This is a genomic window from Micromonospora sp. WMMD1120 (assembly GCF_029626235.1).
In the GTDB taxonomy this organism is placed as follows: Bacteria; Actinomycetota; Actinomycetes; order Mycobacteriales; family Micromonosporaceae; genus Micromonospora.
This window is the reverse complement of the sequence record NZ_JARUBO010000005.1, coordinates 2,034,151-2,058,851: the sequence shown is the minus strand read 5'-3', so window position 1 is coordinate 2,058,851 and position 24,701 is coordinate 2,034,151. Positions and strand designations below refer to the sequence as shown.

General features: G+C 71.8%; 27 protein-coding genes and 1 tRNA gene. 14 read left to right on the top strand and 14 right to left on the bottom strand.

Annotated features, from left to right (window positions below):
• Positions 1-9 precede the first annotated feature (9 nt).
• From O7634_RS09765 to O7634_RS09755, 3 genes are read right to left on the bottom strand one after another with little or no spacing between them, the layout of a single operon-like run.
• A complete protein-coding gene (locus O7634_RS09765) occupies positions 10-759 on the bottom strand; it encodes a 5-oxoprolinase subunit PxpA (protein WP_278149810.1) in 750 nt (249 codons plus the stop codon).
• A complete protein-coding gene (locus tag O7634_RS09760; protein ID WP_278149809.1) occupies positions 743-1,606 on the bottom strand; it encodes a biotin-dependent carboxyltransferase family protein in 864 nt (287 codons plus the stop codon). Before O7634_RS09760 ends, O7634_RS09765 begins: the two co-directional genes overlap by 17 nt.
• On the bottom strand, positions 1,603-2,385 hold the full coding sequence (locus O7634_RS09755; RefSeq protein ID WP_278149808.1) for an allophanate hydrolase subunit 1: 783 nt from the start codon (positions 2,383-2,385) through the stop codon (positions 1,603-1,605). Before O7634_RS09755 ends, O7634_RS09760 begins: the two co-directional genes overlap by 4 nt.
• Before the next feature lie 107 nt (positions 2,386-2,492).
• On the opposite strand from O7634_RS09755, the gene O7634_RS09750 reads away from it, so the two are divergent.
• Positions 2,493-3,170, top strand: a complete 678-nt coding sequence (locus O7634_RS09750) for a hemolysin III family protein (RefSeq protein WP_278149807.1) — start codon at positions 2,493-2,495, stop codon at positions 3,168-3,170.
• 75 nt (positions 3,171-3,245) lie between these two features.
• Here the strand turns inward: O7634_RS09750 and O7634_RS09745 are convergent, their stop codons facing one another.
• Positions 3,246-3,533, bottom strand: coding sequence for a DUF6458 family protein (locus O7634_RS09745; RefSeq protein ID WP_278149806.1), 288 nt, complete (start codon positions 3,531-3,533; stop codon positions 3,246-3,248).
• A 112-nt stretch (positions 3,534-3,645) separates the two neighbouring features.
• On the opposite strand from O7634_RS09745, the gene O7634_RS09740 reads away from it, so the two are divergent.
• Positions 3,646-4,185: a histidine phosphatase family protein gene (locus O7634_RS09740; RefSeq protein ID WP_278149805.1), complete on the top strand. Its 540-nt coding sequence runs from the start codon at positions 3,646-3,648 to the stop codon at positions 4,183-4,185.
• 57 nt (positions 4,186-4,242) lie between these two features.
• On the opposite strand, the gene O7634_RS09735 is transcribed toward O7634_RS09740, so the two are convergent.
• The 4 genes from O7634_RS09735 to O7634_RS09720 all read right to left on the bottom strand — a co-directional run bounded on the left by O7634_RS09735 (position 4,243) and on the right by O7634_RS09720 (position 8,589).
• Positions 4,243-4,512 (bottom strand): DUF6458 family protein, encoded by a 270-nt coding sequence (locus O7634_RS09735; protein WP_030332052.1) that lies wholly within the window; start codon positions 4,510-4,512, stop codon positions 4,243-4,245.
• A gap of 229 nt (positions 4,513-4,741) precedes the next feature.
• The gene (locus tag O7634_RS09730) at positions 4,742-6,598 is read right to left on the bottom strand and encodes an acyl-CoA dehydrogenase (RefSeq protein ID WP_278149804.1); all 1,857 of its coding nucleotides are present in this window, start codon (positions 6,596-6,598) and stop codon (positions 4,742-4,744) included.
• Between the two features lie 129 nt (positions 6,599-6,727).
• Positions 6,728-7,852, bottom strand: coding sequence for a PP2C family protein-serine/threonine phosphatase (locus O7634_RS09725; RefSeq protein WP_278153923.1), 1,125 nt, complete (start codon positions 7,850-7,852; stop codon positions 6,728-6,730).
• A 104-nt stretch (positions 7,853-7,956) separates the two neighbouring features.
• Positions 7,957-8,589, bottom strand: a complete 633-nt coding sequence (locus O7634_RS09720) for a septal ring lytic transglycosylase RlpA family protein (RefSeq protein ID WP_278149803.1) — start codon at positions 8,587-8,589, stop codon at positions 7,957-7,959.
• A 186-nt stretch (positions 8,590-8,775) separates the two neighbouring features.
• On the opposite strand from O7634_RS09720, the gene O7634_RS09715 reads away from it, so the two are divergent.
• Genes O7634_RS09715 through O7634_RS09705 form a run of 3 tightly spaced genes read left to right on the top strand, consistent with a single transcriptional unit; the run spans position 8,776 to position 10,896 of the window.
• Complete coding sequence (locus tag O7634_RS09715; RefSeq protein ID WP_278149802.1) at positions 8,776-9,327, top strand: phosphoribosyltransferase family protein; 552 nt, start codon at positions 8,776-8,778, stop codon at positions 9,325-9,327.
• A gap of 33 nt (positions 9,328-9,360) precedes the next feature.
• On the top strand, positions 9,361-10,407 hold the full coding sequence (locus O7634_RS09710; protein ID WP_278149801.1) for a questin oxidase family protein: 1,047 nt from the start codon (positions 9,361-9,363) through the stop codon (positions 10,405-10,407).
• Positions 10,408-10,464: 57 nt separating this feature from the next.
• The gene (locus tag O7634_RS09705) at positions 10,465-10,896 is read left to right on the top strand and encodes an ASCH domain-containing protein (RefSeq protein ID WP_278149800.1); all 432 of its coding nucleotides are present in this window, start codon (positions 10,465-10,467) and stop codon (positions 10,894-10,896) included.
• Positions 10,897-10,950: 54 nt separating this feature from the next.
• Here O7634_RS09705 and O7634_RS09700 read toward each other — a convergent pair whose 3' ends face one another.
• The gene (locus O7634_RS09700) at positions 10,951-11,838 is read right to left on the bottom strand and encodes an LLM class flavin-dependent oxidoreductase (protein WP_278149799.1); all 888 of its coding nucleotides are present in this window, start codon (positions 11,836-11,838) and stop codon (positions 10,951-10,953) included.
• Between the two features lie 138 nt (positions 11,839-11,976).
• On the opposite strand from O7634_RS09700, the gene O7634_RS09695 reads away from it, so the two are divergent.
• The 6 genes from O7634_RS09695 (at position 11,977) to O7634_RS09670 (ending at position 17,077) form a co-directional block, all read left to right on the top strand.
• Positions 11,977-12,681, top strand: coding sequence for a dihydrofolate reductase family protein (locus O7634_RS09695; RefSeq protein WP_278149798.1), 705 nt, complete (start codon positions 11,977-11,979; stop codon positions 12,679-12,681).
• A 32-nt stretch (positions 12,682-12,713) separates the two neighbouring features.
• Complete coding sequence (locus O7634_RS09690) at positions 12,714-13,358, top strand: dihydrofolate reductase family protein (protein WP_278149797.1); 645 nt, start codon at positions 12,714-12,716, stop codon at positions 13,356-13,358.
• Positions 13,359-13,438: 80 nt separating this feature from the next.
• Positions 13,439-13,942 carry a SigE family RNA polymerase sigma factor gene (locus O7634_RS09685; RefSeq protein ID WP_278149796.1) on the top strand — a complete coding sequence of 168 codons (504 nt, stop codon included), beginning with the start codon at positions 13,439-13,441 and terminating at the stop codon, positions 13,940-13,942.
• Positions 13,939-15,321 carry a hypothetical protein gene (locus tag O7634_RS09680; RefSeq protein WP_278149795.1) on the top strand — a complete coding sequence of 461 codons (1,383 nt, stop codon included), beginning with the start codon at positions 13,939-13,941 and terminating at the stop codon, positions 15,319-15,321. The genes O7634_RS09685 and O7634_RS09680 overlap by 4 nt, the downstream gene beginning before the upstream one ends.
• A 68-nt stretch (positions 15,322-15,389) precedes the next feature.
• Positions 15,390-16,331, top strand: coding sequence for an ATP-binding cassette domain-containing protein (locus O7634_RS09675; RefSeq protein WP_278149794.1), 942 nt, complete (start codon positions 15,390-15,392; stop codon positions 16,329-16,331).
• Positions 16,328-17,077, top strand: coding sequence for an ABC transporter permease (locus O7634_RS09670; protein WP_278149793.1), 750 nt, complete (start codon positions 16,328-16,330; stop codon positions 17,075-17,077). The genes O7634_RS09675 and O7634_RS09670 overlap by 4 nt, the downstream gene beginning before the upstream one ends.
• On the opposite strand, the gene O7634_RS09665 is transcribed toward O7634_RS09670, so the two are convergent.
• Entirely contained in the window at positions 17,061-20,198 is a 3,138-nt protein-coding gene (locus tag O7634_RS09665; protein WP_278153922.1) for a BTAD domain-containing putative transcriptional regulator, read from the bottom strand. The genes O7634_RS09670 and O7634_RS09665 overlap by 17 nt on opposite strands.
• 176 nt (positions 20,199-20,374) lie before the next feature.
• The gene (locus O7634_RS09660) at positions 20,375-20,773 is read right to left on the bottom strand and encodes a VOC family protein (protein ID WP_278149792.1); all 399 of its coding nucleotides are present in this window, start codon (positions 20,771-20,773) and stop codon (positions 20,375-20,377) included.
• 48 nt (positions 20,774-20,821) lie between these two features.
• On the opposite strand from O7634_RS09660, the gene O7634_RS09655 reads away from it, so the two are divergent.
• On the top strand, positions 20,822-20,953 hold the full coding sequence (locus O7634_RS09655; protein ID WP_278149791.1) for a hypothetical protein: 132 nt from the start codon (positions 20,822-20,824) through the stop codon (positions 20,951-20,953).
• A 70-nt stretch (positions 20,954-21,023) separates the two neighbouring features.
• On the opposite strand, the gene O7634_RS09650 is transcribed toward O7634_RS09655, so the two are convergent.
• A tRNA-Gly gene (locus O7634_RS09650) sits at positions 21,024-21,097 on the bottom strand.
• A gap of 203 nt (positions 21,098-21,300) precedes the next feature.
• Between O7634_RS09650 and O7634_RS09645 the strand changes: the two genes are divergently transcribed.
• The gene (locus O7634_RS09645; protein ID WP_278149790.1) at positions 21,301-22,284 is read left to right on the top strand and encodes a zinc metalloprotease; all 984 of its coding nucleotides are present in this window, start codon (positions 21,301-21,303) and stop codon (positions 22,282-22,284) included.
• Positions 22,285-22,355: 71 nt separating this feature from the next.
• Here the strand turns inward: O7634_RS09645 and O7634_RS09640 are convergent, their stop codons facing one another.
• Positions 22,356-22,904: a pyridoxamine 5'-phosphate oxidase family protein gene (locus tag O7634_RS09640; RefSeq protein ID WP_278149789.1), complete on the bottom strand. Its 549-nt coding sequence runs from the start codon at positions 22,902-22,904 to the stop codon at positions 22,356-22,358.
• 96 nt (positions 22,905-23,000) lie between these two features.
• Here O7634_RS09640 and dcd point away from each other — a divergent pair, with 96 nt between their 5' ends.
• A complete protein-coding gene (gene dcd / locus O7634_RS09635) occupies positions 23,001-23,579 on the top strand; it encodes a dCTP deaminase (protein ID WP_278149788.1) in 579 nt (192 codons plus the stop codon).
• 70 nt (positions 23,580-23,649) lie between these two features.
• On the opposite strand, the gene O7634_RS09630 is transcribed toward dcd, so the two are convergent.
• Positions 23,650-24,690 (bottom strand): NlpC/P60 family protein, encoded by a 1,041-nt coding sequence (locus O7634_RS09630; RefSeq protein ID WP_278149787.1) that lies wholly within the window; start codon positions 24,688-24,690, stop codon positions 23,650-23,652.
• Positions 24,691-24,701: the final 11 nt, after the last annotated feature.

Genomic DNA, 24,701 nt, shown 5'->3' with positions numbered 1-24,701 from the left:
CCCTCCGCGTCAGGCGAACGGGGCCAGCGGCACGCCGGCGTCGATGAGTGTGGCGCGGACGAGTTCGGCGGCGGAGACCGCGCCCGGCGTGTCGCCGTGTACGCAGATCGAGTCGACCGAGCAGGGGATGACGGTGCCGTCGACAGCCACCACGCTGCGTTGGGTGGCCATCCGGACCGCCCGCTCGGCCACCTGCTCGGGGTCGCTGATCACCGCGCCGGGGGTGCCCCTCGGCACCAGTGCCCCGGTGGGCAGGTAGGCGCGGTCGGCGAACGCCTCGGCGACGACCGGCAGACCCGCCCCCACGGAGAGCTGGGCGAGCGTCGAGCCGGGCAGGCAGAGGACGGGCAGCTCGGGATTGAAGCCGGTGACCGCGGCGACCACCGCCGCCGCCTGGGACTCGTCGGTGCTCGCCGCGTGGTAGAGCGCGCCGTGCGGCTTGAGATAGCGGACCCGGGTGCGGAACAGCCGGCAGAACGCGTCCAACGCCCCCAACTGGTAGGTCACCTCGTCGCGCAGCTCGGCGAAGTCGTACGCGATGTGCCGCCGGCCGAAGCCGGCCAGGTCCCGGTAGCCGACCTGCGCGCCCACCGCGACCCCGCGCCGGGCGGCGCCCTCGCAGACCCGCCGCATGGTGGACGGGTCGCCGCCGTGGAAGCCGCAGGCGACGTTCGCCGAGGTGACGAGGCTCAACAGTGCCTCGTCGTCGCCGAGTCGCCAGATCCCGAATCCCTCGCCCAGGTCAGCGTTGAGGTCCATGGAACCTGACGGTAGTCCCTGGCCGGGCCTGCGCGAGCGCTGTCACGTCGGTGACCACTCCGATGACCGGGTACCCGCCGGTGGTCGGATGGTCGGCGAGGAAGATCAGGGGTTGTCCGTCCGCCGGCACCTGCACCGCGCCGAGCACCAGGCCCTCGCTGGGCAGTTCGCCGGCCACCGCGCGGGGCAGGGCCGCGCCGTCGAGTCGCGCGCCGACCCGGTTGCTCACCGGGCTGATCGTGTACGCGGTACCGAACAGCAGATCGATCGCGGCCGGCGGGAACCAGTCGTCGCGCGGGCCGAGGCGCAGCGTCAGGCGCAGCTCCGGCGCGGGCGTGCGGCCGAGGGTCAGGTCCACCGGCGCGGGTGCGCCGATCGGGTCGCCCAGCGGTAGCCGGTCGCCGTCGCGCAGCGGAGGCGGGCCGAGGCCGGAGAGCGTGTCGGTGGACCGGCTGCCGAGCACCGGCGACACCTCGATGCCGCCCGCCACCGCCAGCCAACTCCGTACGCCCTGTCGGGCCGGGCCGATCCGCAGCACCGTTCCGGCCGGCACGCTGAGTGGGCGTCCGGTGTCGCCGGGGCGGGTACCCGCCAGCACCGGCACCTCGGCGCCGGTGACCGCCACGGTGGTGGCGCGGGTCAGTCGCAGCGTGCAACCGGTGAGGGTGATCTCCAGCCCGGCGGCGTGCTCGGGGTTGCCGACCAACCTGTTGGCCAACCGGAGGGCGGCCGGGTCGAGGGCACCGGACCGGGGTACGCCGAGGTGCGCCCAGCCGAGCCGGCCCAGGTCCTGCACCGTGGTGAGCGCCCCGGCGCGCAGCACCTCGATCGCCGCCGGCCCGGTCACGCCACGACCATCCGGACCGAGGTGCCGGGGCCCAGGCGGGCCGGCGGGTCCGCGTGCACGTCGAAGAGGACGAGTTCGGTGCGGCCGACCAGCAGCCAACCACCGGGGGACGCGCTCGGGTAGATGCCCGCGTACGGGCCGGCGAGCGCGACCGAACCGGCCGGCACCCGGGGGCGGGGGGTGGCCAGCCGGGGCAGCGCCAGCTCGGCGGGCAGCCCGGTCAGGTAGGGGAAGCCGGGAGCGAAGCCGCAGAACGCGACCCGGAACGGGGTGCTGGTCAGCCGGCGCAGCACCGCCGGCACGTCCACCTTCCAGTGGTCAGCGACCGAAACCAGATCCGGCCCGTCGAACACGACCGGAACCGCAAAATCCGCCGCCCATTCCGGAACCGAGCACCCTCCATCCGTCGATCTTGCACTTTTGGTCGGCGTTATGACTCGATCGCCCCGTTCCGTCGGGGCAGAAAGTGCAAGATCGGCGGGGCTGATGGCCGTCGCGGCTCCTCGTGCGGCGGTGCTGACCGTCGATGCCCAGAGCGACAGCAGGTCGGCGGTGGCGGCGGGGTCCGGCACGCCGTCGAGCAGGACGGTGCTGGCCGCCGGCACGATCTCCACGGTGGCCAGGTCCCCCTGTTCGCGGCGGTGCCACAGCTCGGCCCGCCACGCCTCGACCAGGTCCGCCTCGGACACGTCAGGCCCGGGCGGGTCGGCCTCGGCGACGGCGCTGGGAGTGGTGCAGTCGATCAGCAGGGCGTGCTCGCCGACGGGTCGGATCCGCATCCGCTCATCCTCGCCGATGTCGTGCCGCCGTGGTGTTCACGGTGCCGGTGCCAGGTGTCACCAACGCCACTACTTACAAGTAACCTACGGTGTCGTAACCTGAGCGGGTGACCACCTCCGCCCCGCTTCGCCTGAAGCCGGTCGACATCGGTAAGCCCCGGATGCGCGGCTGGCTGCACACGTACGCCTTCTTCGTCGCCCTGGTCTGCGGCATCGTGCTCTGCTCGATCGCCGCCAGCCGCCCGGGCTGGGCACCCCTGGTCAGTTGTCTCATCTACAGCCTGACGGTGTGCGGCCTCTTCGGCACCAGCGCGCTGTACCACCGTCGGGTGTGGTCGGAGCGCGGCTACCAGGTGATGCGCCGGATGGACCACTCGATGATCTTCGTGTTCATCGCCGGCACGTACACCCCGTTCTGCGTGCTGCTGCTGGCGCCCCGGCCGGCCACCGTGATGCTGGCAGTGGTCTGGGGTGGCGCGCTGGCCGGCGTGGCCGTCAAGCTGGTCTGGCCGCACGCGCCGCGCTGGGTGTCCGCGCCGCTCTACCTGGCGCTGGGCTGGGTGGCGGTGGCGATGCTCCCCGAGATCCTGCACGGCGGCGGGGTCGCGGCGCTGGTCCTGCTGATCACGGGTGGCGCGATCTACAGCGTCGGCGCGGTCTTCTACGCGCTGCGGCGGCCCAATCCCTGGCCGACCGTCTTCGGCCACCACGAGTTCTTCCACGCCTGCACGCTGGTGGCGGCGCTCTGCCACCACATCGCGATCTACTTCGCGCTGTTCGCCTGACCGGCCGGGAGGGCGGAGCCGGACGCGAGCCGGGGCCCCGCCACGCTGCGGGACCCCGGAGTGTGTGAGTGGGTATCAGACCGGGCGCCCCGGCCGACGCACCTCGCGGTACTCCCGCATGACCTGGTCGTCCTGGACGGGCACGACCCGGTCGGCCACCACGCGCTCCTCGCGGACCGGAGCGGCGACCACCGCACGGCGGCGGCTGCTCCAGAAGTAGAGGGTGCCGAGCAGACCGGCGACGCCGGCCAGCATCAGCACCCAGCCGACCACGGCCAGGTCCAACCAGCCCAGATCGGCCTCCACTGCGAACGCGAAGATCGCGCCCAGCGCGATCAGGAAGATGCTGCCACCAATGCCCATGTCTCGCTCCTCGGCTCTCACCTGGCGTACCTCGCGCCGCGGCCGTCGGTGGGGGTGCGGCATCCATCGACTTACCCCGGCACGGAGATCGCCAATCGGGCAAGCTGAGGGCATGACGGACGCGGACCCCGAAACACGCACACTGATCCTGCTGCGGCACGCGAAGGCCGAGCAGGGCAGCGACGCGACCGACGACGCCGAGCGTCCACTGAGCGCCCGCGGCACCGCCGACGCGGCGGCGGCCGGAGCCTGGCTGGCGCACCACGGCCTGCTGCCCGACGTGGTGCTCTGCTCGACCGCCAGACGCACCCGACAGACCTGGCACGGGGTGGCGATGGGGATGACCGGCTCGCCGCCGGAGGGCGGTCCGACCGGCCCCCGACCCGCTGTCCGTTACGAGCCGGGGGCGTACGACGCGCATCCCGAGGAGTTGCTGGCGCTGGTCCGCACCGTGGACCCGGACGCCCGCACAGCACTGCTGATCGCCCACAACCCGGGCATATCGCTGCTCTCCGCGCTCCTCGATCCGGCCGGCATCGGCGAGGACGGGTTGCGCACCGCCGAACTGGCGGTGCACCGCTGCCCGTCCAACTGGACGGAGGTGGCCCGGGCGGGCGCGCCGATGACGGCCCGGCACGCCGCACGCGACTGAGCCACCCGCCGATCGTCGGCGGGTGGCTCAGGGGCACGCGTCCCGGGTCCTACGGAATCAGGACGGTGGCGCGGTCGGTGGCGGTGGGTCCGGCGGCGGCGGCATCATCGCCGTCGGGTGCGAGAGCCGGTTCTCCTCCACGATGAGGGTCCGGGCCCGCTTACGCCGGTCCTGCCAGAACCAGAGTGTGGTCAGCAGTACGGCCAGCCCGGCCAGGATGAACACCCAGCCGACCGCCCGTACGTCGATCCACCAGACGTTGGCTCTCAGCGCGAAGGTCAGGATCGCGCCGATCGCGATGAGAAAGATGCCGCTTCCTACACCCATGTGCGCTGCACTCCCCCGTGCGGTGGCTCTGGGCGTGCCCTTTCGAGGTCACGTGACGGTTACCCGCGACGCTCCGGGCATACCCGGCCGGGCCCGGTCAATGCGGCGTCCACCGGTCGGCCGTCCACCCACCCGGGGAGACGGCGACGGCCGGCGGGGGCAGAGTCGCCCCGCCGGCCGTCGGTGCCGGGTGGTGCGACCCGGAACCGTCAGGCGTGCCGTGGCACTGTCAGAAGGCGTCCTCGGGGAGGTCCATGATGTCGAGGTCGGCGCCCTCGATGATCCGCCGGTCGGCGCCGATGCGGGGCAGCACCTCGCGGGCGAAGAAACGGGCAGCGGCCACCTTGCCGGTGTAGAACGCCCTGTCGCTGGCGGAGACGTCGCCGGCCAGCGCCTTCAGCGCCACGTCGGCCTGCCGCTGGAGCAGCCAGCCGACCACCAGGTCGCCGACCGCCAGCAGGAACCGCCGGCTGCTCAGCCCGACCTTGTAGAGCGCGCGGGCGTCGCCGGCCTGCGCCTCACCCAGCCAGCCGGTCAGCACGCCGAGGATGTTCTGGATCTCGCCCAGCGCCCTGCCGAGCGCCTGCCGCTCCTCCTTGAGCTGCCCGTTGCCGGCCTCGGACGTGATGAACTCCTGGATCTCACCGGAGACCGCCAGCAGCGCCTTGCCGTTGTCCCGGACGATCTTCCGGAAGATCAGGTCGAGGCTCTGGATGGCGGTGGTGCCCTCGTACAGGGTGTCGATCTTCGCGTCCCGGACGTACTGCTCCAGCGGGTAGTCCTGGAGGAAGCCGGAGCCGCCGAAGGTCTGCAGGGCCTCGTGTCCGAGCAGCTCGTACGCCCGCTCCGAGCCGACGCCCTTGACCAGCGGCAGCAGCAGGTCGTTGACCCGCTTGGCCAGCTTGGTGGCCTTCTCGTCACCGGCGGCCTCGGCGAGCGCGACCCTGTCCTGCCAGGTGGCGGTGTAGAGGACCAGGGCCCGCAGGCCCTCGGCGTACGACTTCTGCAACAGCAGCGAGCGGCGGACGTCCGGGTGGTGGGTGATGGTGACCCGGGGGGCGGTCTTGTCCGCCTGCTGGACCAGGTCGGCGCCCTGCACCCGGTTCTTCGCGTACTCCAGGGCGTTGAGGTAGCCGGTGGAGAGGGTGGCGATCGCCTTGGTGCCGACCATCATCCGGGCGTACTCGATGATCATGAACATCTGCCGGATGCCGTCGTGCCTGTCGCCCAGCAGCCAGCCCTTGGCCGGCACGCCGTGCTCGCCGAAGGTCACCTCGCAGGTGTTGGAGACCTTCAGGCCCATCTTGTGCTCGACGTTGGTGGCGTAGACGCCGTTGCGCTCGCCCAGCTCGCCGGTGGCCTCGTCGAAGTGGAACTTCGGCACCACGAAGAGGGACAGGCCCTTGGTGCCGGGGCCACCGACACCTTCCACGCCGACCGGGCGGGCCAGCACGTAGTGCACGATGTTGTCGCTCAGGTCGTGCTCACCGGAGGTGATGAAGCGCTTCACGCCCTCGATGTGCCAGCTGCCGTCGGGCTGCGGGACCGCCCGCGCGCGGCCCGCGCCCACGTCCGAGCCGGCATCCGGCTCGGTGAGCACCATCGTGGAGCCCCACTGCTTGTCGATGAAGAGCTTGGCCCACTTCTTCTGCCGCTCGGTGCCCTCGACGTGCAGGACGTGCGCGAAGGACGGGCCGGAGGCGTACATCCAGACCGGCGCGTTCGCGCCGAGGACCAGCTCGGCGAGCGCCCACCAGAGGGCGCGTGGGGCGTTGGTGCCGCCGAGCGCCGGCGGTAGGTCCAGCCGCCAGAACTCCGAGTCCATGAACGCCTGGTACGACTTCTTGAACGACTCCGGCAGCGGTGCGGTGTGGGTGGCCGGGTCGAAGACCGGCGGGTTGCGGTCGCTGTCCGTGTAGCTGGCGGCCAGGTCTTCGCGGGCCAGCCGCTCGACCTCGGCGAGGAAGCTGCGGGCGGTGTCGGTGTCGAGCTCCGAGTACGGCTCCTGGCCGAACGCCCGGTCCGCGCCGAAGACCTCGAAAAGGTTGAACTCGAGATCCCGGAGGTTGCTCTTGTAGTGGGTCATGCTCGCTGGCCCCCGCTTCCGGACAGGTGTTACCGATCAGTAACCCCGACTGTATTACTCACAAGTAGGCAGCGACAAGCGGATCACCCGAGTGACGGCGATTACACAGCTTCGGCACCGGCGTCCCGATCAGCCCTCGGCGGTGCCGACCTCCCAGCTCGGGACGGCCACCGCCGCGCCGCGACGATCACCGACGTACTCCATCAGGACCAGCGCGATGTCGTCGTCGAGCCGGCCGTGGACCCACTCGACCAGTGCGGTCTCCAGCGACGCCAGGCCGTCGGCGACAGTGCCGTGGCCGAGTAGTCGCCAGGCCCGGTCGGCGGTGGGGAAGAACTCGCCGTCCCGCCGCGCCTCCCCGAGGCCGTCGGTGAACAGCAGCAGGCGGTCCCCGGGCTCCAGGCGTTCGACCCGGGGACGGACCACCGGCATGAACCCGAGCGGAGGGGCGGGGGCCGGCGGGTCCAGCGCGATCACCGCACCCCGGCGCAACAGCAGCGGCGGCGGATGTCCACAGTTGACGATGGTGAGCGTGCCACCACGCTCCTCGACCAGCGCCGCGGTGACGAAGTCCTCGTCGCCGACATTGCGGGCCACCGCGCGGTCCAGATCGGCGACGACGGCCCGCAGGTCGGCGCGTTCGTACGCGACGTGCCGGTAGGAACCGAGCACGATGCTGGCCAGCCGGACCGCGTCCAGGCCCTTGCCGCGCACGTCACCGATGATCATGCGTACGCCGTAGGGGGTGTCGATCGCCTCGTACAGGTCACCGCCGATCTCGGCCGTCGCTGTCGACGAGATGTAGCGCCCGGCGACCGAGAGCGTGCCGACCTGGGGCCCGAGCGGACGCAGCACCGCCTGCTGGGCCACCGAGGCGAGCCTGGTCAACTCGACGATCTGCTCGGTCTGCCGCTGCCGGGCCCAGGCCACCCCCACCGCCAAACCGGTGGCGAGCGCGACCGAGACAACGTTGACCGAAGTGACAAGCCACATCTTCGGTTCGACCAGCGCGAAACCGACCCCGATCAGCGTCGCCACGACGCCGACACCGAGGACCACCGGCCAGGACGCCAGCGCGGCGGCCAGGAAGGGCGCGGCGGCCAGCAGCGCGATGTAGTGCGCCTTGCGGCCGTCCGCCGCCTCCACCCCCGAGACGATCGCGAGCAGAACAAGGGCCGCGCCGAGGCCGGCGCGGGATCCGGGGCTCAGCGGGCGACGGCCCGACTGGAGGAGTCGCGTGGGTACGAGAGACAGTTTGCCTGATGGACGTGAACGGGTGAATGAACCTGACCCGACGTTTGAGAAGGTTCTGTCCGGCCGGCCCACCCGGCCGGCCGCGTCGGTCCCGCCCGCCCCGGTCAGCCGAGCACCTCGTAGCGCACCGTGAGTGCCCCCACGTCGACCGAGGCGATGGTGGCGAAGGCCGCCCGGGACAGGTCCAGGCAACGACCGTCGATGAACGGGCCGCGGTCGTTGATCCGTACCGTCACCGACTTGCCGTTGGCCGGGTTGGTCACCCGGACCTTGGTGTTGAACGGCAGCGTCTTGTGCGCGGCGGTCAGCGCGTCCGGGTTGAACGACTCGCCGTTCGCCGTGAGCTGCCCGTCGGAGTAGAACGAGGCGCCGCACGAACCGCTCTCCAGGACCTTGGCCGCGGCCTTGGTCTTCTTGACCGTCGGGCTCGGCTTCGGTGACGCGGTGCGGGCCCTGGACCGGGAGGCCGCCTGCTGCGACCGGGTCGGCGACGGGCTGGCGGTCACGCTCGGCGAGGCGCTGGCGCTCGGAGCGGCCGTCGGCGAGCCGGGGGTGGGGCTGCTCGCGGCGGTGGTCGGGGCGAATTCGAGGGCCGCCTGCTCCGCCGGGTCGGAGCCGGAGGTCAGTTGCACGGCACCGACGGTGCCGCCGACGGCGAGGGCGACGCCGACCGCCGCGGTGGCCGCGATGCCCGCCGGGGAGGAGAAGATGCGGGTACGGGAGTGCTTGCCTGCCACCGGCCGGTCCTTTCGTCGTCTCAACAAACCGGGTCGGACCGTAACGAGAGAAGCACTTCCGAAGTCAACGTGATCATTGTGGTATGCCCGTATTTGCACTGGTACGTGTAGCCGATCATCCGATCCCGGGTGGGCCGGCCGGCCCGGGGTTCGCCCCGCCGACCACTCGTGCCGCAGGATGAGCGGATGTCCGCCGAGCTGAGCCGACGCCTGACCGCCCTGTTCCAGTGGGTCGACCCCGGACCCGGGGCTAGCCACCTGGTCAGTGACATCTCCGGCTGGTGGCGGGACGCGGCGGTGCTCGCCGAGTTGGGCCCGGCCCTGGTGGCGCCGTACCGGACGGCCCGACCCACGGTGGTGATCGCTCCGGCCGTCACCGGGCTGCTGCTCGGGCCGCTGGCCGCCACCGCCCTCGGGGTCGGTTTCGTGGCCGCGCACAAGCCCGGCGACGGGCGCCTGCCGACCGGGCCGCTGACCTGGGCGCAGAGCCCACCTGACTACCGGGGCCGACAGGTGGACCTCGCCGTCCGGGACCGGCACGTGGGCCCCGGCGACCGGGTGCTCGTTGTGGACGACTGGGTACGCACCGGCGCGCAGTTGCGGGCCATCTACGACATCTGCGCCAGGCGCGGCGCCGAGGTGCTGGGCAGCGCTGTGGTGGCCGTGGACTGCCCGGCCGAGACCGTGGCCGCCCTCCGGATCACCGGCCTGGTGAACGCGGCGGATCTACCGACTTGACCTCAAGCGAGCTTCAGCATCGACGATCGGTGCATGAGTGACGGAATCCTCGACGAGGCGTACGAGCGACTGCACCGCACCGGCCCCGAGTTCGAGGGCTGGTTGTCCAACCACGGGCCGATGGCGGTCGAGGCGTTGGTCCGCCACGGTCACCAGCAACGGGTGCACCGCTGGCTCGACGACTACCTGCGCCGACTCGACGAGGTGCCCCGAGGGCTGCGCCCGATCGACGACTGGCGGGAGGCGCTGGGCGACGCGAAGCGGGCCGGTGACTGGCTGGCGTACTTCGACCGGCAGCTGCGTGAACACGAGTGGCGTGCGGTGCTCGGCGCCTGGTGGCCCCGACTCCTGCCGGGCATCGCCGCCGGCGCCACCCACGGGGTGATCCGGGTCGGACACGCCGTGCGCGCGCTCGAGGCGGACGAGGCGAACCCGCGGCGGCTCGCCGAGCTGGGCCAGGCTCTCGGTTACTGGGCGTCCCGCTGGCTGCCCGTCCCCGGCGCCGACCGGCTCTTCTCCGACGATCCGAACCGGCCGGAGGCCGACGGGATCGAACTGGACGCCGCGCTGGCCGGGCTGCCCCGGATCGACGACCGGAGCGGGGGCGTCCGCGATCGGCTGCCACGGCTGCCGGCCGTACCCCGGTGGGAGGCCGCGCTCACGGCGCTGCGCCCCGCGCGCGGCCCGGCCGAGGCGGAGCGTGGGCTCACCACGCTGATCCACACGGCCGGCCTTGACTACCTGCGGTTCGGGCACGCCGAGCCGGTCATGTTGGTACACGCGGTGACCGCGCCGACCGCTGTGCTGCGTACCCTCCCGTCCCTGGACCGCGCGCTGTGGGCGCCGAGCCTCGCCGCGGCCTGGGCCGCGACGGCGGCCATGACAGCGGTGTACGCCCCGGCTGACGGCAGCACGCCTCCGGCGGTGGCCCCCGGCACCCCGGAGGAGGTCTTCGCCCGCGCGGCCCGGCACGGTGACGAACACGTGGTGAAACTGGCCGACGCGATCCTCGACGCGCACGCCCGCAGTGGCGACGACCGGTTGCTCACCGCTCCCGGCTACGCCGGGCAGCTGATCTGAGCGGGGTCGCGCGAATTGCGGCGGCGACCCGGAGCGTGCTGGCCTAGCCTCGGCAGGATGTGGCCTCGGATCGGTGAACTGCGCACCCTCGCTCTCGGCACTCCCGGCGAGTTGCGGGAGACCCTCAACACGCTGGTGCTCGCCGGCGTGAAGACCGCCACGGCCGGGCGGCTCGCCGAGTACGCCGAAGAGGGCGAGGAGTTGGAGCGCGTCGGGGAACGACTGGCGCTGATCGACGACGACAACGCGCTGGCCGGCGTCGTCGAGATCACCGAGGTCGAGGTGGTCCGTTTCGCCGACGTGCCCTGGGACTTCGCCCGCGCGGAGGGTGAGGGTGACCGCTCGATCGAGGAGTGGCGGGCGGGACACTCGGCCTACTGGGCGCGGCTCGGCACCCCCGTCGACGCCGACACCCCGATCGTCTGTCTTCGCCTGCGGTTGGTCTCCGGCCCGGACGGTGGTGTGGCGAGCGGCGACCTCGGCACCTGACTGGCCCGGTCCCGGCCCGCCGCGGCCGCCGCGTCTGCGACGGCCACGGCGCGGTCAGCCGCGCAGTTGGGGCATCAGTCGCGTCGCCACGTCCGTCAGGACGGCCTCGTCGCCGGCGTACCAACTGCTGGCGCGCGGCCAGTGCGTCACCACGTCGGTGAAGCCCAGCTCGGCGGCCCGGCCCACCTGGTCGGCGAAGAACTGCGCGCTGCTCAGCGAGAAGACCGGCGCCGCGTCCAACGACAGGTAACGGTCGAGGCTGACCCTGTCGCGACCGACCTCGTCCAGCGTCCGGTCCATCCGCGCCGACAGCGCCGACACGCCGGCCCACCAGCCCGCCAGGTCGTCGTGGTCACCGGTGCCGCTGGTCACCCACCCCTGCCCGAAGCGGGCCGCCAGCCGCATCGACCGCGGTCCGTTGGCGGCCACCACGAACGGCACCCGGGGCCGCTGCACGCAGCCGGGGGCGCTGCGGGCGTCCACAGCGGCGAACCAGTCACCCCGCCAGGTGGTGCCGTCCTCGCGCAGGATCAGGTCCAGCAGCTCGACGAACTCGGCGAACCGGTCGACCCGTCGCCGCGGCGGCAGCGTCTCGCCGCCGAGCACCGTCGCGTCGAAACCGATGCCGCCCGCTCCGAGCCCGAGCAGCAGTCGGCCGTCGGAGACGTCGTCCATCGTGGTGATCTGCCGGGCGAACGCGGCCGGGTGCCGGAAGTTCGGTGACGCCACGAGGGTGCCGAACCTGATCCGGGACGTCACGGTGGCGGCGGCGGTGAGCGTGGACATGGAGTCGAACCAGGGACCGTCGACGAGGTCCCGCCAACCCAGGTGGTCGTACGTCCAGGCGTGGTCGAAGCCCCACTCCTCGACCTGCCGCCAGCGACGCCGCGCCTCCGTCCAGCGCTGGTCCGGAAGGATCACGATGCCGAATCTCATGATCATCAGCCTATCCGCGCCAGACGGGTCAGGTCAGCAGGTGACCCACGTCACACCCCGTTCCGGTAGGTTGGTCGCGTTCGGTTCCGACCCCTCGGTGAGCGACACCTGGACAGGTGTGCCCGGAGGAGAGGAACAGACGAGATGACGAAGGTGACCGCACAGATGTCGGTGTCGGCGGACGGGTTCTACGCCGGCCCGCTGTTCGACGGCGACGGCGACTGGATCGACTCGGCGGAGAGCGCCGGGTTCTTCCGGGTCACCCGCTGGGTCACCAACGCGATGGCCTGGCGGGATCGACAGGGTTTCGCCGGTGGTGAGCGGGACGCCAACTCGGAGGTGGTCGCCGAGTCGTTCGCGGCCGCCGGGGCGTACGTGATGGGGCGCCGGATGTTCGACGGCGGTGAGGTGCCGTGGGGTGAGGTGCCGCCGTTCCGCGCACCGGTGTTCGTCGTCACCCACCGCCCCCGCCAGCCGCTGGTGCGCGATGGCGGCACCAGCTTCACCTTCGTCACGGATGGAGTGGCCAGCGCCGTCGAGCAGGCGCGCGCCGTGGCCGGTGACCGGAACGTCGCGGTGGCCGGGGGCGGCAGTCTGGTGCGGCAGGTGCTCAGGGCCGGTCTGCTCGACGAGTTGGAGCTGCACGTCGTACCCGTGGTGCTCGGCACCGGTTCGCGACTGCTCGACGCGGACCTCGACCTGGGCGACAAGGAGGCGATCGAGCTGACCCCCACCCGGGTCATCTCCGACCCGGAGGTGACCCACATCCGGTACGCGGTGCGCGGTCGCGCCCCGCTCCTCCTGGACGACCGGGGCAGCGGCGGCGGGCCGACGGCGACCACGAACTGACTCACCGCCTGTCGAACCGAGGAGGGAACACCATGTCGCAACTGCTACGGGTCCAGTGCTTCAACGTCTCGCGCGACGGGTTCGGCGCCGGAGAGGGGCAGAGCCTGGAACGGCCCTTCGGCCACGCGGACCCCGACCCGCTGTTCTCCTGGCGCTCGGCCACCGCCAGCTTCGTGTACCGCACCGAGCCGGGTGGCACCCGCGGCCTGGACGACTACTTCACCCGCGACGCCGAGCACAACATCGGTGCCGAGATCATGGGCCGCAACAAGTTCGGCCCCCAGCGCGGCCCCTGGGAGAACCACGAGTGGCGGGGGTGGTGGGGTGACAACCCGCCCTTCCACACGCCGGTCTTCGTGCTCACCCATTACGAACGGCCGTCGTTCACGGTGGCCGACACCACCTTCCACTTCCTCGATGCCAGCCCGACGGAGGCGCTGGCCCGGGCGAAGCAGGCAGCCGCCGGCCGGGACGTACGCCTCGGTGGTGGGGTGGCGACCATCCGCGAGTTCATCGAGGCCGACCTGGTCGACACGATGCACATCGCCGTGGCGCCCGTCGACCTCTGTCGGGGCGAGCGACTGTGGGACAGTCCCAGCGAACTGCTCGACCGCTTCCACCTCGAGTCGGTGCCCAGTCCCAGCGGTGTCACCCACCTCTTGTTCTGGAGGCGATGAGGACGTCCAGCCACCAGACCGGGGCGGCGCGGCTCAACCATCCCGGGTGAGGGTGGCGTTCTACCGGGTGAGGGGGTGGGATGACCGAGACGTTCCAGGAGTTCGTGGCGCACCGCACGCCGGCGCTGTCCCGAACGGCCTACCTGCTCACCGGCGACCACCAACTCGCCGAGGACCTGTTGCAGAGCGCCCTGGCCCGGACGTACCGGCACTGGCGGCGGATCAGCGACGGCAACCCCGAGGCGTACGTACGCCGGGCGATGTACCACCAGCAGGTCTCCTGGTGGCGGCGACGCCGACCGACCGAGCGGCTGGAGGCCGAGCCCACCGAGCGGTCCGGCGACGACCACTCGGACGCGACGGCGCTGCGGCTGAGCGTGGTGGCCGCGCTGCGCGGGCTCACCCCTCGCCAGCGCGCGGTGATCGTGCTGCGGTTCTACGAGGACCTGACCGAGGCGGAGGCCGCCGAGGTGCTGGGCTGCTCGGTCGGCACCGTGAAACGGCACGGCCACGAAGCCATCCGCCGGTTGCGCGCCACCGCGCTCGACCTGGTCGACCCTCCGGCGCAGAGGAGTACGCGGTGACCTTCCGACTCCGCGAGACGCTGCACGTCGCCGCCGCGGACGTGCCCACCTACCCGGTGTACGAACGCGCGCTCGCCACCGCCCGCCGCTCCCGCCGCCGGACTGTCCTCGCCACCGTCGTGGTGGCGGTGCTCGTCGCGCTGACCGGCGCGGTGCTGCCGTTGGCGCGTACACCCGTGCTGGACCCGGCGTCCGGCGCGGACGCCGCGCTGCCCGACCGGATCGGCCTGCCGCCGGTCGGGACGTTGCACGCCACCGACCGGCCTCGGCTCGGGCCGGCGTCGGTCCTCTTCAGCGGCCAGGCCGCACGGCTTCAGGGCGGCGACGAGGATGGCGTCGTCGGCGTCGTCGGCGCCGACTCCGACCGCTACCGGGTCTTCTCCGTGGGGTACGAGGCACCCGTCGGCGAGCAGGTGGTCCTCTCCCCGGACGGCCGCTTCGTGGCCCGGCCCGCCGGCACCACCGAGGCGCCCCGGGTGGACCTCGTCGATCTCGTCGCCGGCCGCACGAGGCAGGTGGCCAGCACTGTCGCCGGCAGTGTGGGGACCATCCCGTTGGCCTGGTCACCGGACGGAAGACGCCTGGTGGTCGACGACACGGTGCCCACGAACCCGGAGCGCAGCGACTACCGGCGGGTGCTGAGCGTCGTCACACTCGACGGCGAGCGCCGGACCCACCTGGCCGAGAGCGCCCAACAGCCGATCTTCGGTGGGTCGGTCGCCTTCGCACCCGGCGGCGACCGGGTCGCCTACCAGATCGGGCGGGCCGTGACGGTCGCCGACTCGGACGGCCGGACACTGTCCTCGTTCGAGCTGCCCGCCGAGAGCTGGCTGGCCGGCAAGGGCGCCTGGACGAGGGACGGCGCGTTGACGCTCGCCAGCCGGACGGTCGGCAGCACCGAGTGGCGCCTGCGGCGGGTCGACCCCGCCACCGGAGCGGACAGCACGCCGCTGCCCCTGCCCGGCGTCACCGGCGTGACCGCCATCCGGCTGTTCGGTTGGGGCCCGGACGGGTCGGCCATGGTGGTGGCGTACCGACCGGAACCCCTCAGCCCGGACCGGTTCGACCAGCCGTTGGAGATGGACCAGCGGACCGCCTACCCGAACGTACGCGGCGTCCGGGTGCTGGCGTTGACACCCGGGGCCGGCGCGCCGCGCACCCTGCTCACCGCTCCGGAGCAGGTCCTCGCCGTCGACATCGCGGACAACGTGATCACCTCTGGTCGTACCCGGGAGGCGAGCCCACCCGGCGGGGTCGGCGGCCGGTTCTGGTACTGGACCGTCCTGATCGGACTCCTGGTCGCCGGTGTCGCCACCTACCGCGGCCGGGACCGGATCGGCCGGTGGCTCCACGACCGGCGGGTCCGTCGAGGGTGGTGACACGGCGTCGGTGGGCCGTGTCAGGGCCATGACAGGGGGGTGACAGGCCGGCCGCCGATGGTTGTCGCATGACGACAGCGATTGCGGTCTCCGGACTGCGCAAGGCCTACCAGGACAAGGTCGTGCTCGATGGCATCGACCTGGAGGTCCCGGAGGGCACGATCTTCTCCCTCCTCGGCCCGAACGGGGCCGGTAAGACGACGACGGTGAACGTGCTGACCACGTTGGTCCGGGCCGACGCCGGGACGGTTCGGGTCGCCGGACACGACGTCGCGACCCAGGCCAAGGCGGTACGCGCGGCGATCGGGGTCACCGGCCAGTTCGCGGCGGTGGACGAGCTGCTGACCGGCCGGGAGAACCTGCAACTGATGGTGGACCTCGGCCAGGCGCCCGCCCCCGGCGGCAAGCGGATCGTCGCCGAGCTGCTGGAACGGTTCGACCTGGTGGAGTCGGCACAGAAGCCGGTGTCGACCTACTCCGGGGGGATGCGCCGCAAGCTGGATCTGGCGATGACGCTCGTCGGTGACCCGCGGATCATCTTCCTCGACGAGCCGACGACGGGCCTCGACCCGCGCAGCCGCCGCACCATGTGGTCGATCATCCGGGACCTGGTGGACGACGGGGTGACGATCTTCCTCACCACCCAGTACCTGGAGGAAGCCGACCAGCTCGCCGACCGGATCGCCGTGCTCGACCAGGGCCGCCTGGTCGCCCAGGGCACGCCCGACGACCTCAAGCGCCAGATCCCCGGTACGCACGTTCGACTCCGGTTCGCCACCGTCGCGGAGCTGGACACGGCGGCCCGGGTGCTCACCGACGCCACGCGGGACGACGAGGCGCTGGCCCTGCGGGTTCCCAGCGACGGCGGGACGGCCTCGCTGCGTGCCCTGCTGGACCGGCTCGACGAGTACGCGATCAACGCCGAGGGGTTCTCCGTGCAGACCCCGGACCTCGATGACGTCTTCCTCGCCCTGACGGGCAACCGCACCCAGGAGGTTTCCGCGAAATGAGCGCCAAGTCCCACTCGATCGTCATGCTGCGCCGCAACCTCACGCACATCACCCGCAACCCGACCTCGGTCTTCAACGCGGTCCTCATGCCGATCGTCATCATGTTGATGTTCGTGTACATGTTCGGTGACGCCTTCAGCGTCGGCGTCGACTACATCGACTACGCCACTCCCGGCCTGATGCTGTTGGCGGTCTGCTACGGGCTGGGGTCCACCGCGACGGCTGTCAACTCCGACATGACGAAGGGCATCATCAACCGGTTCAAGGTCATGCACGTCTCCCGTGGCGCGGTGCTGACCGGCCACGTCGTCGCCAGCGTGCTGACCAACCTGATCGCCATCGCGGCCCTGGTCGGGGTGGCGTTCCTGCTCGGGTTCAGCCCGGCGGCGAGCCTCGTCCACTGGCTCGGCGCGATCGGCGTGATCGTGCTGCTCGGCGTCGCCGCCGGATGGCTGACCGTCGCCCTGGGGCTGTTCGCGAAGTCGCCGGAGACCGCCGGGCTGGCCTCCGTACCGCTGGTCATGCTGCCGTTCTTCAGCAGCGCGATCGTCCCGGCGGACAAGATGGGGCCCGGCCTCCGGGAGTTCGCCGAGTACCAGCCCTTCACGCCGATCATCGAGACGCTGCGCGGACTGCTCAACGGCACGCCGTCGGCGGGCGACGTGATCCCCGCCCTCGCCTGGTGCGTCGCCATCGCGCTCGTCGGCTACCTGTGGGCGCGGTCCACCTTCACGAAGCGAGCGTGACCGCCACCAACTCGCTCCAGCTCGTCCGAGTGCCCTCGATCGCCGCCTCCGCGAAGCCCTCTTCGCCGAGGCGGCGTCGCGCTTCCCGCTCGATCCGGGCCACGTCCGGCTGGGCGAGATCCGGCCGGCCCCGTACGGCGGTGGCCGCCGCGAGCAGCCGCGCGGCCTCCTCGTACCGCTCCCGGCGCAGGGCGAGATCCGCGACTCCGACGAGCACCCGCGCGATCGAGGGCGCGTGCTTGGTCACCGCCGCCGCCGCGCACGCCGACGCGTGGTGCCGGCGCGCCTCGTCGAGATCGTCGCTGAGGAACCCGAGCAGGTCGTCGGTCACCACCCGGACGTGCGCCTCGTCGGCCTCCTCACGGAGCAGGGCCGTCGCGACACCGACCTGCCGGGTCGCCTCCTCGGCGTCGCCGCGCCAACGGGCCAGCTCCGCCCGCGACAACGCCAACATGACCAGCGCGCCCGGCCAGGTCACCCGTTCCGCGTGGCTGCGCGCCTCGGCCAGCGCGGCGGCGCTGGCCGCCTCGTCCCCGAGCAACCAGTACAGCTGCGCCTGTCGCGACCGCATCCGGATGACGTCCTCCACGGTGCCGACCTCGGTCACCGCCGTTATTGCCTCCTCGTAGTGCGCGCAGGCACCGGCGAAGTCACCACGGACGGCGATCAGCTCCGACAACTCGCTCAACGCGAAGGAGATCCCGAACCGCTCGCCGAGCACCCGGAACTCGGCGAGCGCCGACGTGAGGTACGCGTCCACCTCCGGGCCGTCCTGGCCGAGGATGCTCCGCATCTTGCCGAGTTGCAGTCGGGCCAGCGCGCGTACCCACGGGTCCTCGTCGTCGAGCAGCGGTTCCCAGGCGGACAGGATCTCCGCCGGAGCCCGAAGCATCAGTTCCAGCGGCACGACCAGCGCCACACCCGGATGGCTGCCGCGGCTTCGCCGACTGACCTCGTACGCCCTGTGGATCCACTCCGCGGCCTGGTGTTCGTCGCCCGGCCCGGAGTTCAGGGAGAGCACGACGAGCGCGTACACGACGGCCCGGACCTCGTCGCTGACCTCGCCGGGCACCTCGGTGGCGGCGGTCACCAGCTCCATGCCCTCGGTGCGGTGACCGCTCAGCCACCAGTACCAACCCGCGCCGGCGGCCAGCCGCATCGCCGCCGACGCCTCGCCGGCCGCGAGAGCGCCACGCATCGCCGACGCGATGTTGTCGTGTTCGGCGTGCAGAGTGGCGAGCCAGCGCACCTGATCGGCGCGGCGGAGGTGCGGCTCCGCGGTCTCGGTGAGCTCGGTGAAGTAGGCCAGGTGCGCGCGCCGCGCGAGATCCGCCTCTCCCGACTCGACGAGTCGGTGCGCCGCGTACTCCTTGATCGTGCCGAGCATCCGGTAGCGCGGCGCGTCGTCGCCCTCGGCGATCAGCAGCGACTTCTCGACCAGCGCGGTGAGGAGTTCGAGCATCTCCTCCCGGTCGACCGCGTCGTCGGCGCAGACCCGTTCGGCGGCCTCCAGGCCGACCCCGCCGGAGAAGACCGACAGCCGGCGCAGCACCGCGCGTTCCGCGTCGGACAGCAGCTCCCAACTCCAGTCGACCACCGCGCGCAGCGTCCGGTGCCGGGGTAGCGCGGTACGGCTGCCGCCGGTCAGCAGGCGGAAACGGTCGTCGAGCCGGCGGGCGAGCTGGTCGACGGACATGGTGCGCAACCGGGCCGCGGCCAGTTCGATGGCGAGTGGCATCCCGTCCAGCGCCCGGCAGACCCGGGCCATCGTCGACAGGGTCTCGGCGTCGACCGTCAGGTCCCTGCGTACCGCGCCCGCCCGGTCCCGCAGCAGCCGGACGGCGGGCGAGGCTTCGATCTCGGGCGGGTCGGCGTCGAGGGCCGGCAGGGCCAGCGGGGCGACCGGCCAGAGCACCTCACCGGTGATGCCCAACGGCTCTCGGCTGGTGGCCAGGATCCGCAGCCGCCGGCACTCGCCGAGGAGACGATGGGCGAGCGCCGCCGCCGATTCGATCACGTGCTCGCAGTTGTCCAGGATCAGGAGCGCCTCCCGCTCCCGGATCGCGGCGACGAGCCGATCGATCAGCTCCATGCTCGGCGCCTCACCGAGCAGGGCGTCGCGCAGGCCGAGGCCGGCGACCGTCGCCCGTACCACGTCCCCCTCCGCGCCGATGGCCGCCAACTCCACCAGCCAGGCGCCGTCCGGCAGGTCGTCGAGCATCCGGCGCGCGGTCTCGGTGGCCAACCGGGTCTTACCCGAGCCACCGGGGCCGATCAGGGTGGTCAGCCGGTGTTCGGTGACGAGCGCGCCGACCTCGGCGACCGCGTGCTCCTTGCCGACGAAGCTGCTCAACTCGGCACGCAGGTTGGTGTTCCGGCTCTCCTCCCGCCGGCTGAGTTCGCCCCGCAGCAGCGCGACGTGCAACGCCGACAGCTCCGGCGAGGGGTCGACGCCGAGCGCGTCGGCCAGGGCCTCGCTGGTCCGTTGGTAGACGAGCAGCGCGTCGTTGTCCCGGCCGGCCGCGGCGAGGGCACGCATCAACGCGATGGCGAGCCGTTCCCGTACCGGGTGCGCGGCCACCAGGTCGGTCAGCTCCGCGACCAGCTCCGGGCCGTCTCCAACGGCGATCTCCGCGTCGAAACGGTCCTCCAGGGCGGTCATCCGCAGCCGCTCCAGCCGGGTGGCGGCCGCGTCGAGCGCCGCGCTGTCGGCCAAGCCCACGTCCTGCAATGCCGCGCCGCGCCACAGGTCGAGGGCTTCGCGCAGCCGCCGGCGCCGCTGCCGGCCCTCGTCGTCGCGCGCCTGGCCGACGAGGCGTTCGAACCGTACGGCGTCGACGACGTCGGGTCCCACCAGCAGGCGGTAGCCGTCGGTCTGCCCCTCGATGACCCCGTCGGGCAGCACCTTCCGCAGCCGGGAGACCAGTCGGTGCAGGGCGTTCGCCGCGTCCGAGGGCGGGTTCTCACCCCAGATCCAGTCGACGAGCGTCGCCTTGCTGACCACCTGACCCGGGTGGAGCGCGAGAGCCGTCAACAAACCGCGCAGTCGCGCGCCGGGAATGTCGGTGACGGTGCCGTCGTCAGTACGAACCTCGAATGGACCAAGTAACCCGACCTGCACCTGGCAGATCTTGCCATGAACGCGAGACGCGTCCATGTCGCCGACGTACCGCCCCCCGCGCGTGGTGCCGCATGGATGGTGCTGCTGGACCGCGCGCCGCCGACGAATGGTGTGGAGATCCCTCCGCGTCGCCTCCGACCTGCTGGCCGGTGACCGTCGCGAGCGGTGACGACAGCTCAGCGCTTCTGCACGAACTTGACCTGGTGGCCGTCGGGGTCACGGACCCACGCGTAGTGGAGCCGCCCGTCCGGCGAGTCCATCGGCGCCACCACGCTCGTCGCACCCGCCGCCACAGCCCGGTCGTAGAACGCGTCGGTGTCCTCGCACCAGAGCACCAGCTCGGTCGACACGCCGCCGCCGGGGCTGACCCCGAGGCCCACGAGCGCGTTGGCGACCCGCGCCGACGTCAGGCCGATCCGGATGCCGGCAGCCTCCACCTCGACGTGTTCGACGGGACCCGTGGTCGGTGCCCGGAACGCCTCGGTCAGCCCGAGCCGGGTGTAGAAGGTGAGACACCCCTCCACGTCGGCGCAGAACAGGTTGATCTGGACCTGGGTGGCTCCGGGGCCGGTCATGGCGAGACCCTATCGGGGTCGATCGTGTTGGGTACCGACGGATGCGGCGTGAATTGGCACATCAGCGGCGAAGGCGCGGTGCCGTTCGGGGCAGAGTTCGGGTTCACCACCGGTGATGCCGGATTCGTCGGCTGGGTCAAGCATTGGGCCGCCGACAAGCCATGGTTCGACGCCGCGTAGTGCGTGCGTCAGTCGACCATTGACAAGAAGGCCCTGGCTCGGACTGTCGTCCTGGCCAGGGCCTTTCGTGTGGAGCGGGTGACGGGAATCGAACCCGCACTGTCAGCTTGGGAAGCTGATGTTCTGCCATTGAACTACACCCGCGGGCGGCACCACTGTACCCGAGTCGCCGCAGCCGTGCACCCAGCCACCCCCATCCGCCGGCCGGCCCAGCTCACCGGGAAGAAGTTTCCAGACGGCAACATATGGCCGTTCTCAAATGCTTCGATGGAATGTAACGTCTGCCACACGTTTCCAGCCACGGCGTGACACACCCCCTGCCACGCCGCCCAGAAAGAGGTGGGCCCATGGGACAACGTCCCAACCTGCTGACCCGGCGTGTCGCCGGCGTGGCGACCACGACCCTCGCGCTGCTGCTCAGCACCGCCGCGGTGGGGGTCGTTCCGGCCGCTTCGGCCTCCTCCGCGGCGCCGGGCGGCACCTGCGCCGAGCCGGCCGACAGCCACGCCGACGCCCGGGCGAAGCCCGGCGGCGCGGCCCGGCACGAGCCGAACGAGCTGACCGCCGCGCAGGTCCGCGAGCGGGAGGCCGACCTCGCCGCGGCGTTGCGGGAGCGCGCCAGCCACCGCGCCGGCCCCGGCGTGACGGCGCTGGCCACCGTCACCATTCCGGTGGTCGTGCACGTGATCCAGGAGAACAGCACCCGGGCCGGTGGCAACATCCCCGACTCGATGATCACCTCGCAGATCAGCGTGCTCAACCAGGCCTACGCCGGGTCGACCGGCGGCGCGGCCACCGCGTTCGCCTTCCGGCTCGACAAGATCAACCGCGTCACCAACACGTCCTGGTACCCGATCGTCCAAGGTTCGTCAGCAGAGCGGTCGATGAAGTCGTCGCTGCGGGTGGGCGGCAAGAACACGCTCAACATCTACCTCGGCGAGCTGAGCAACGACCTGCTGGGCTGGGCGACCTTCCCGCAGCGCAACCTCAGCAGCATGGACGGCGTGGTCGTGCTGAGCGAGTCTCTGCCGGGCGGCACCGCCACCAACTACAACCAGGGCGACACCGGCACACACGAGGTCGGCCACTGGCTGAACCTTTACCACACCTTCCAGGGTGGCTGCGGCGGCACGGGTGACGGGGTCAGCGACACCCCCGCCGAGGCGTCGCCGGCCTACCAGTGCCCGACCGGCCGGAACACCTGCTCGACGGCTGGCCTGGACCCGATCACCAACTTCATGGACTACACCTACGACTCGTGCATGTACCAGTTCACCCCGGGACAGGCGAGCCGCATGCTCACCGCGTGGAACGCCTACCGCGCGGCCTGACCGTTCGCGTACAGCCGGTGCCGGCTCCGTCGTGACGGAGCCGGCACCGGTTGCTTCTTCCAGGGCCGCGGTCAGGCGGCCGTGCACTGGACGTCGCGGCTGCGACGGGTCGGGCGCGTCTGCGGTACGGCTGCCGGCGCCGCCGCCGCGACCGGAGCGCGCGGATCGAGCCAGACCTGCACGGCCGGATGACCCACCGCGAAGCCCAGACCGTGCTGGTCGCGGCGGGTGAGCATCGCCACGTCGACGGTGAACTCGAACAGCCGCCAGTCGACCCGCGGCTCGGCGCGCGCGCTGCGGGCCAGCTGCGCCACCCGCACCGGATCGGTCACCGGTCGGGCGCGCCCCGCCACGTACGCCTCGTCGTCGCTCTCCTCCGGCGGGAACGAGTGCAGCGCGTAGCGGCCGTCGCGTTCGAGGTCACGGCGCTTCGGCGAGTCGATGATGAAACAGAAGAGACCGTCGTCGGTGATCACCGGGGACACCGGATGGACGCGGGGCCCGCCGTCGGCGCGGACCGTGGCCAGGTAGCCGAAGCCCGGCCCGTATTGCTGGAGGAGAACGCGGATCCCGTCGGCGAGGCGGGGCTCGTCGGCGGCGAATTCGGACCAGGAAGCCATGCCGGCATTCTATCGAACAAATGTACTAGCAGCGACCTCGACGCGCTGGTCACCGGCACCGAATCCGGCACCTACGGGGAACGCTATGGTTGTCCGATGCTGCTCTCCGACCGCGACCTGGTCTCCGAGATCAAGGCCGGCACGCTGGGCCTGGACCCGTTCGAGCCGACCCTGGTCCAGCCGTCCAGCATCGACGTCCGGCTCGACCGGCTGTTCCGGGTCTTCAACAACCACCTCTACACCCACATCGACCCCGCCATGCAGCAGGACGACCTGACGTCGGTGGTCGAGGTGCCGGACGGCGAGCCGTTCGTGCTGCACCCGGGCGAGTTCGTGCTCGCCTCGACGCTGGAGGTCATCTCGCTCGGTGACCAGCTCGCCGGTCGGCTGGAGGGCAAGAGCTCACTGGGCCGGCTCGGGCTGTTGACGCACTCCACCGCCGGCTTCATCGACCCGGGCTTCTCCGGTCACGTCACGCTGGAGCTCTCGAACGTGGCGAATTTACCGATCACCCTCTGGCCCGGCATGAAGATCGGGCAGCTCTGCATCTTCCGGCTCTCCTCGCCGGCCGAGCACCCGTACGGCTCGGTGGTTTACGGGTCGCGCTACCAGGGTCAGCGCGGGCCGACGCCGAGCCGCGCCTGGCAGCACTGGCGCACCTGGCCCACCCGCTGACGCGCCGGGACACACCGACGACGAGGGCCCGCCGCGACGGATCGCGACGGGCCCTTCCGCTCGGCCCGGGTCAGCCCGGGCGGCCGTAGCTGTGGATCGGGCCGTCGTCGACCTTCTTCATCTTGACCGGCTGGCCGGCCTGCGAGGCGTGCACCACCCAGCCGTCGCCGACGTACATGCCGACGTGGTGGATGTCGCTGTAGTAGAAGACCAGGTCACCGGGGCGCAGGTCGCCCCTGCTGACGTTCTTGGTGACGCGGCTCTGCGCGGCGGCGTTGTGCGGCAGCGACACGCCGGCCTTCGCCCAGGCCGCCAGCATCAAACCGGAGCAGTCGTACGAGTTCGGGCCCTCGGCGCCCCACACGTAGGGCTTGCCGATCTGCGCGCAGGCGAACTTGACAGCGACGCCCGCACCGCCGCCGGGGTAGCTGGCCGGGCAGGGCGCCGGACGCAGGGGGCCGCCGCCACCGTTGCCGTACACCTTGAGGCGCAGCTTCTGCAGTCTGTCGATCTCCTCGTTGATCTGCTTCTTCTTGGCCGCCAGCTGGGCCTCGGTGCGGGTGAGCTGGGCCACCATCTCGTCCAGCGGCGCCTTCTGCGCGGCCAACCGGTCACGCAGGTCGGCTACCTCGCGGACGTCCTTCTGCTGGTTGTGCGCGAACCGGTCGAGCATCTCGAGTTGGACGACCACGTCGCTGGGTGACCGGCTGCCCAGCATCGCGTTGACGGTCGAGACGTTCTCGCCCTTGTACGCGCGTACGGCCAGGGCGCTGACCTTATCCATCGCGGCGTCGACCTGACGCTCCAGCGGTGCGATCCGGGCGGCCAGCGCCTCGGTCTGCTTACGCTTCGCGGCCAGGTCGATCCGGGTGGCGTTGTGCCGTTCGATGATGGGTTCGAGCTTGTTCCAGTCGGCGTCGATCTGGCGCTCGATCTCGGCGACGGACGGGTCGGCGTGGGCCGCCGTGGCGCTGCCGGTCAGGACGACGGCGACGCCGGCCAGCGCGGCGAGAACTGTGGTGAAGCGGGACCAGCGTGGGCGCGGCACGATCGACGCCGGGTCGGCTGGCGCCGACCACCGGGACGACGGCCGCGGGGCATGGAGTGCCACCGGGGTTCCGT